This window comes from Streptomyces synnematoformans (assembly GCF_039531005.1).
In the GTDB taxonomy this organism is placed as follows: domain Bacteria; phylum Actinomycetota; class Actinomycetes; order Streptomycetales; family Streptomycetaceae; genus Streptomyces; species Streptomyces synnematoformans.
The window spans coordinates 1-6,946 of the sequence record NZ_BAAAPF010000361.1 but is presented as its reverse complement, the minus strand read 5'-3'; the positions used below and the strand labels follow the sequence as shown (position 1 = coordinate 6,946).

General features: G+C 75.8%; 6 protein-coding genes and 1 pseudogene. 2 read left to right on the top strand and 5 right to left on the bottom strand.

Features of this window, described 5'->3' with window-relative positions:
- The 4 genes and pseudogenes from ABD317_RS31890 to ABD317_RS31875 form a co-directional block, all read right to left on the bottom strand.
- Positions 1–640, bottom strand: a pseudogene (locus ABD317_RS31890) (hypothetical protein); the annotation flags it as partial.
- A 161-nt stretch (positions 641–801) separates the two neighbouring features.
- Positions 802–1,281, bottom strand: coding sequence for an RrF2 family transcriptional regulator (locus tag ABD317_RS31885; protein WP_344294530.1), 480 nt, complete (start codon positions 1,279–1,281; stop codon positions 802–804).
- 24 nt (positions 1,282–1,305) lie between these two features.
- Positions 1,306–1,743: a nucleoside deaminase gene (locus tag ABD317_RS31880; protein ID WP_344294533.1), complete on the bottom strand. Its 438-nt coding sequence runs from the start codon at positions 1,741–1,743 to the stop codon at positions 1,306–1,308.
- 95 nt (positions 1,744–1,838) lie between these two features.
- Positions 1,839–2,213, bottom strand: a complete 375-nt coding sequence (locus ABD317_RS31875) for a DUF805 domain-containing protein (protein WP_344294528.1) — start codon at positions 2,211–2,213, stop codon at positions 1,839–1,841.
- Between the two features lie 193 nt (positions 2,214–2,406).
- Here ABD317_RS31875 and ABD317_RS31870 point away from each other — a divergent pair, with 193 nt between their 5' ends.
- Together ABD317_RS31870 and ABD317_RS31865 are read left to right on the top strand one after the other, a co-directional pair.
- The gene (locus tag ABD317_RS31870; RefSeq protein WP_344294526.1) at positions 2,407–3,384 is read left to right on the top strand and encodes an ABC transporter ATP-binding protein; all 978 of its coding nucleotides are present in this window, start codon (positions 2,407–2,409) and stop codon (positions 3,382–3,384) included.
- Positions 3,381–4,172, top strand: a complete 792-nt coding sequence (locus tag ABD317_RS31865; protein WP_344294524.1) for an ABC transporter permease — start codon at positions 3,381–3,383, stop codon at positions 4,170–4,172. The genes ABD317_RS31870 and ABD317_RS31865 overlap by 4 nt, the downstream gene beginning before the upstream one ends.
- Here ABD317_RS31865 and ABD317_RS31860 read toward each other — a convergent pair.
- On the bottom strand, positions 4,153–6,946 hold a 2,794-nt coding region (locus tag ABD317_RS31860; protein ID WP_344294522.1), incomplete at its 5' end, for an ATP-binding protein. The genes ABD317_RS31865 and ABD317_RS31860 overlap by 20 nt on opposite strands.

Sequence of the window (6,946 nt, the reverse complement as noted above, 5' to 3'; positions counted from 1 at the left end):
CCTCGCCGCCGGTGTGCAGCACGAGCCCGCTGCCCGCCGCGGCGCGGATCAGCTCCGCGGCGGAGGGTGAGGGCGCGGCCCTGGCCGCGGACTCCCACGCCGCCGCCCCGGCGGGGGCGCTCGCGTCGTCCGCGCCCGGCGCGGCGCCGTCGTCGTCCGCCGGGCCCGCCGGCGGCGTGAACGTGTTCACGAGCCGGGACAGGCCGTCCGCGAGGCTCTCCTCCGCCATCGCGTAGCGCTCCAGGCCGAGCAGCAGCCGTACGGGAGGGCCCTCCTCGCCCTCCTCGCCCTCTTGGCCGTCCGGGGCCGAGACGGGCGGTTCCGGCCCCTGCTCCTCCTGCTCCTCGAAGACCAGCACGCCGCCCGTCGACGCCGCGTCCCGCAGCGCCTCCTCGGCGTCCGGCACCCCGTACCCCGACAGGGCCTCCGCCAGCGCCGGGAACTCCAGCGCGGTGTGCCCCCGCAGGGCGGCCTGCGCCAGCAGCCAGCCCACCAGCGCCTCGACCCGGCGCTCGTCGCCGGGCTCCGCGGACTCCAGCAGGCCGCGGGCGAACTCGTCGGCCTGCGCCGGCCGCTGAGCCCGTGCCGCCTGCTGACCCCGTGCCGCTCGCTGAGCCCGTGCCGCCCGCCGGGTCCGCACCGCTCGCCGGGCTTGCCTCGCCCGCCGGGCCCCCGCCGCCCGACCCGCCCATGCCGCCCGCGCCGCCCGCACCGTCCGTCCCGTTCTTGACCGGGATATCAGACATCCCCATTCCTTCCCTGCCTCACCTGCCGGCTACGTCTTCCCGGACCCGCGCCCGCTCAGCCCGCCAGCCGCGCGTACCGCCGCCGCGTGCGCTCCGCGCTGGCCGCCGGCGCGGCGGCCATCAGGTCGGCGACGGTCTGGCCGGCCAGCTCGCGCCGCCAGGCCAGCTCGGCGCGGCGCATGGCGGTGGCCACCCCGCACGGCCGGGCGAACTCCCGCCCCCCGCCGCGGCCCCCGTACCCCTGCTGCCGGATCTCGGTGCAGACGAACGGTTCGAGGGGGCCCTCCAGGGCGGTCACGACGTCCATGAGCGTGATCCGCTCCGGCGCCCGCGCGAGCGAGAACCCGCCCCGCGCCCCCGGCGTGGAGGCCAGGATCCCCGCGCGGGTGAGGGCCTGGAGGCGCTTCTTGAGGTACTCCTGCGGCAGGTCGAACCAGTCGGCCAGCCGGCGGATGGGCACGGGGCCCGCGTCCCGCAGCCAGGCCAGGGTCAGACAGCTGTGCAGGCTCCACTCGACGCCTTCGCCCATGTGCATAACGGGGATGCTACACATCCCCGTTCACCGTTCCGGCGGCGTGTACCCCTCAAAGACGCGCCTGGCCTCCTCATACAGATAAGGCCCGTCGGACGGCACCGCCGCCCCCGGGCCCGGCGCCGGCCGCAGCTCCCGCAACTGCCCGGCCGACAGCGCGTACACCACCCGTCCGATCCCCGACCACACGAGCGCCCCCGCGCACATCCCGCACGGTTCGCAGCTCGTGTACATCGTCGTCCCCGCCGCCGTCCCCGCGTCCAGCTCGCGCGCCGCCCACCGCGCGAGCTTCAGCTCGGGGTGCGCGGTGATGTCGTCGTCCACGACGGTGGTGTTCCGGTCCTCCGCGAGCACGTCCCCGCCGGGCCCCACCAGCAGTGACCCGAAGGGCCCGTTCCCGGCCGCCCGCGCCTCGGCCGCCAGCTCGACGGCCCGCCGCAGAAACCGCTCCCCGCCGCTGTCCACCGTCACCACTCCCACCGCGTCGTTGCCGAAGACGAAGAGGATTCAACCCGACGGGTGGCCCGCGGCGCAGCCGCCACACCCGGGGCGTACGGGACTCACGCCGGGGGCGGGGAAGCGGGATGCGCCGGAACCGGAACGGGCTTCGGGCGGGGCCCGTGGTCGTTGTCCCGCGCTTCGCTGTCCAGCAGCAAGAAGACGAGGACCGCGATTCCGCCGAACGGGACGAACGCCACCAGGAGCCACCACCAGCCCGACCTGCCCGCGTCGTGCAGCCGCCGGACGCTCGCCGCGAGCGCGGGCAGGAAGGTCACCAGCAGGTAGCTGGTGAACGCCAACCAGACGGCGTCCGACCCGGACAGCAGCGCCGCGACGACGAGGGAGGCCGCCGGAACCAGGATGAGCAGCATGAACGACCAGAACTCCCGCCGGCGCGCCCGGCCGGTGAAGTCCGCGTACCTCCTGAACGGCACGAAGCACAGGCTCACAAGACCCTCCCCATCGGTCGAGGGAATCTAGCGGGTGATCACGCTCCCGGGCCAGCCCGCCCACCGGCCGGGCATGCGGGGCGTATGACCTGCGCATTTCAGCGCCCGGCCGGGGAGCGGCGGACGCTGAAACGGCGCTGAAAGGCCGTTGAGCGCCGCGCCCCGCAGGCTACGGGCCATGACGACGACCACAGCGACCGCCACCACCGCCATCGCAGCCACCGGGCTGCGCAAGTCGTACGGCGACAAGACCGTCCTCGACGGCGTCGACCTGCACGTGCCGGAGGGCACCGTCTTCTCCCTCCTCGGCCCGAACGGCGCCGGCAAGACCACCGCCGTGAAGATCCTGTCCACCCTGATCACCGCCGACGCCGGCGGCATCCGCATCGCCGGCCACGACCCGGCCACCCACCCCGACGCCGTACGCGGCGCCATCGGGGTCACCGGCCAGTTCTCCGCCGTCGACAACCTCATCACCGGAGAGGAGAACATGCTCCTCATGGCGGACCTGCACCACCTGCCCCGCCGCGAGGGACGCCGCGTCACCGACGAACTGCTGGCCCGCTTCGACCTCACCGACGCCGCCCGCGAGCCCGCCGCCGCCTACTCCGGCGGCATGCGCCGCCGCCTCGACATCGCCATGACCCTCGTCGGCAGCCCGCGGATCATCTTCCTGGACGAGCCGACCACCGGCCTCGACCCGCGCTCCCGCCACACCATGTGGCACATCATCCGCGAACTGGTCACCGACGGCGTCACCGTCTTCCTCACCACCCAGTACCTCGAAGAGGCCGACGAACTCGCCGACAGCATCGCGGTGCTGCACGGCGGCCGGATCGTCGCCCACGGCACCGCCGACGAGCTGAAGCGGCTCGTCCCCGGCGGCCACGTCCGGCTGCGGTTCGAGGACCCCGGGGCGTACGAGCGGGCCGCCGGCGAGCTGCGCGAGACCGTACGCGACGACCAGGCGCTGACCCTGCAGATCCCCAGCGACGGGTCGCAGCGCGAACTGCGCGCGATCCTCGACTGGCTGGACGCCGCGGACGTGCACGCCGACACCCTCACCGTCCACACCCCCGACCTGGACGACGTCTTCTTCGCCCTCACCGCCACGACCACCGCCGCGCGGCCCTCGCCCAAGGAGAACGTCCGATGAGCACCCTCGCCCTCGCCGTACGCGACTCGTCCACCATGCTGCGCCGCAACCTGCTGCACGTCCGGCGCTACCCCTCCATGACCCTGAACCTGCTCCTCACCCCGGTCATGCTGCTCCTGCTCTTCGTCTACGTCTTCGGCGACACCATGAGCGCCGGCCTCGCCGGCGGCACCCCCGACCGCGACGTCTACATCGCCTACGTCGTACCCGGCCTGCTGCTCATGACCATCGGCAGCACCACCGTCGGCGCCGCCGTCTCCGTGGCCATGGACATGACCGAGGGCATCGTCGCCCGCTTCCGTACGATGGCGATCCACCGCGGCTCCGTCCTCATCGGGCACGTCCTCGGCAGCGTGCTGCAGTGCCTCGCCAGCGTCGTGTTCGTCGGCGCCATCGCCGTGGCCATAGGCTTCCGCTCCACCGACGCGACCGTGCTGGAGTGGCTCGCCGCCCTCGGGCTGCTGGCGCTCTTCGCGCTGGCGCTGACCTGGATCGCCGTCGGCATGGGGCTCGTCAGCCCGAACGCCGAGGCGGCCGGCAACAACGCCACGCCGCTGATCCTGCTGCCCCTGCTGTCCAGCGCCTTCGTGCCGCTCGACGCGATGCCGGGATGGTTCCGGCCGATCGCCGAGTACCAGCCGTTCACGCCGGCCATCGAGACGCTGCGCGGGCTGCTGCTCGGCACGGAGATCGGGCACAAGGGCTGGCTGGCCGTCGCCTGGTGCGTGGGGCTGACCGTCCTCGGCTACTTCTGGTCCAAGGCGTCCTTCAACCGCGAGGCGAAGTAGCGGAGATGAGCCCGCGGGCCACCTCGCGCAGCTCGTCCCGCCCCAGGGCGGCGTACTCCGACACCGCGTCGGCGTACGCCGCCCCGTCGGCGTTCTCGGCGGCGCGGCGGGCGCGGGCGACGGACAGCGTGGGGTGGAACGCCTGCGGCACGTACAGCCGCTCCGCGAGCGCCACCAGCCGCACCGCCGCCGCCGGGGCGTCGCCCGCGGCGAGGCGGACGAGGCCCAGGCACAGCACCGCGGCGCCGTCGACCGCGGCCTCCGCGGGGACCTCGCCGGCGCGGGGGTCCGCGGCGAGCAGCGTACGGATCCGGCCCTCCAGCTCGGCCACGAGACCGGCGACGGGCTCCAGCCGGCCGGCGTGGGCGTGCGCGGCGACGGCGGTGGCGGCGAGGTGCATGCCCCAGGAGTCGGCCAGGGGGTCGGCGGGCGGGCCGTCGGGCGCGGCACCGGACGACGCGGCGTGTCCGTCGGCGCGGGCGTGGGCGTGGGCGTCTGCGTGGACGCTTTCGTGGGCGTCTGCATGCGCGGACACGGGGGCGTGGGGCGGTCCGGCGGTGCGCAACTGCGCCACCGCCGTACGCCACCGCTTCAGCCCCAGCTCCGTCAGCCCGCGCGACAGCGCGATCTCAGCCCACGCCCCCGTGTCGCCCGCGATCATCTGCGGCTGCTCCGCCGCCGACCGGGCCGCCTCCACCCGCCGCAGCCACTCCTCCGCCTCGTCCGGCTCCCCGCGCTGCAGGCACGCCAGCACAAGACCGCGGCGCAGACCCGTCGTGGGCGACTGGTCGCTCAGGTGTGCCAGGGCGTCCAGCGCCGCCAGCAGATGCCCGTACGCCTCCTCGCCCAGCCCGGCCTCCATGCACAGCTCGCTGCAGCGGGAGTGGCTCAGGAGCTTCAGCGACGGGTTGGGCACGGCGTCGACCGCGGCCAGCATCCGGCGCGCCGCGGCCAGCGCGCGCTCCGGCTCGTGCCCGTGCTCCCAGAGGTAGCTGGCGACGCACTCGGCGATGCCGGCCAGCAGCGGGGCGTCGCTGGTGCGGAGTTCGTCCAGCGCCTCGTAGCGGGGCGCGCGCATGTCCGGTACGGCGCACAGCACGACGGCCAGCGCCTGCAGCAGGGTGTCCGGCTCGGCGGGCGGCAACCGGCGCAGGGTGACGAGGTGGCGCGGATGGAGCGGCCCGTAGCCCATGAACGGGCCGGCGGTGCACAGGGTGCTGAGGGTGCGGGTGACCTCGGTGTGGCGGGGGTCGGGGCGGTAGTGCGACAGCGGGCGGGCGGTCTCGGCGGCCAGGGCGAAGGTGCGGTGGAAGCTCGCGGCGTCGGTGGTCCAGACGCCGGCGAGCACGGCGCCTGCGGCGGCGGTGGTGGCGTGGTCGCCGCGGGCGAGGGCGTGGCGCAGGGCGAGCACGAGGTTGTCCTGCTCCGCGCGCAGCCGGGGCCAGTGCCGTAGCGGCTCGTGGCCGAACAGCGCGTCGTGGTGGGCGCGGCCGAAGTCCCGCGCCCAGCCCAGGAACCGGTCGGTGACCGCCTCCTCCTCGCCGGCCGCCGCCCGCCGGGCGGCGCTGAACTCGCGCACCGTCTCCAGCATGTGGAAGCGGATCCCGGCCGCGGTGTCGGCGGCCTTCAGCAGCGACTGGTCCACGAGCTGCTCCAGCAGCTCCAGCGTGTCGGCCCCGCCGCCGGACACCTGCTCCGCCGCCTCGGCGGTGAAGCCGCCGGGGAAGACGGACAGCGCCCGCAGAGCAGCGCGTGCGTCGTCGTCCAGCAGGTTCCAGCTCCACTCCACGACGGCGTGCAGCGTACGGTGCCGCTCGGGCGCGTCCCGCGCCCCGCCGCGCAGCAGCGCGAACCGGTCGCCGAGCCGCCGCGCGATCTCCGGTACGGACAGCACCCGCACCCGCGCCGCGGCCAGCTCCACGGCGAGCGGCAGCCCGTCCAGGTGCCGGCACAGCTGCGCGACCGCGGCGGGCGGCAGCTCCACGCCGGGGCGGGCGGCGCGGGCGCGCTGGGCGAAGAGTTCGGCGGAGGTCTCAGCGGTGAGCTGCGGGAGCCGGTAGACGGCCTCGGAGCTGAGCCCGAGGGGCGCCCGGCTGGTGACGAGCACGCGGAGGTCGGCGGCGCGGGCCACCAGCTCCCGTACGAGGTCGGCGGCGACCTCGACGACCTGCTCGCAGTTGTCGAGGACGAGGAGCGCGGCCCGGCCGCCGAGGGTGGCGAGGACGGCGGCGACGGCGGCGGCCCCGGGCCAGGCGGCCCCACCCCCGGCGGTCCCGGCCCCGGCGCCCGCGGTCCCGGCCCCGCCGCCGAGCGCGGACGCCACCTCCCCGGCCACGTCCTCGTCGGCACGCGCCCCCGCCAGCGACACGAAGTGCACCAGCCGCTGCTCCGCGCGCCGGCTGACGGCGTACGCGAGCCGCGTCTTGCCCAGCCCGCCCGGCCCGACGATCGACGTCAGCCGCGACGAGCGCAGCAGCCCGGCCACCGCCGCGAGGTCGTCGTCCCGCCCCAGCAGCGGGTTCGGGTCGTGCGGCACCCCCTGCCGGACAGCCGGGGCCTCGTCCCGCAGCAACTCCTGGTGGACGGCCCGGAGCGCGGCGCCCGGGTCGGTGCCGAGGTCGTCGCGCAGCTCGCGCCGGTACGCGTCGAAGCGGGCGAGCGCCACCGCGGGCCCGGCCGACGCCGCCTCGGCGCGCAGCAGTTCGGCGAGCACCTCCTCGTCGCGGGGCGCCCCGGCGAGGAGCCGCGCCAGCGGCGCCGCGGCGGCAAGCTGC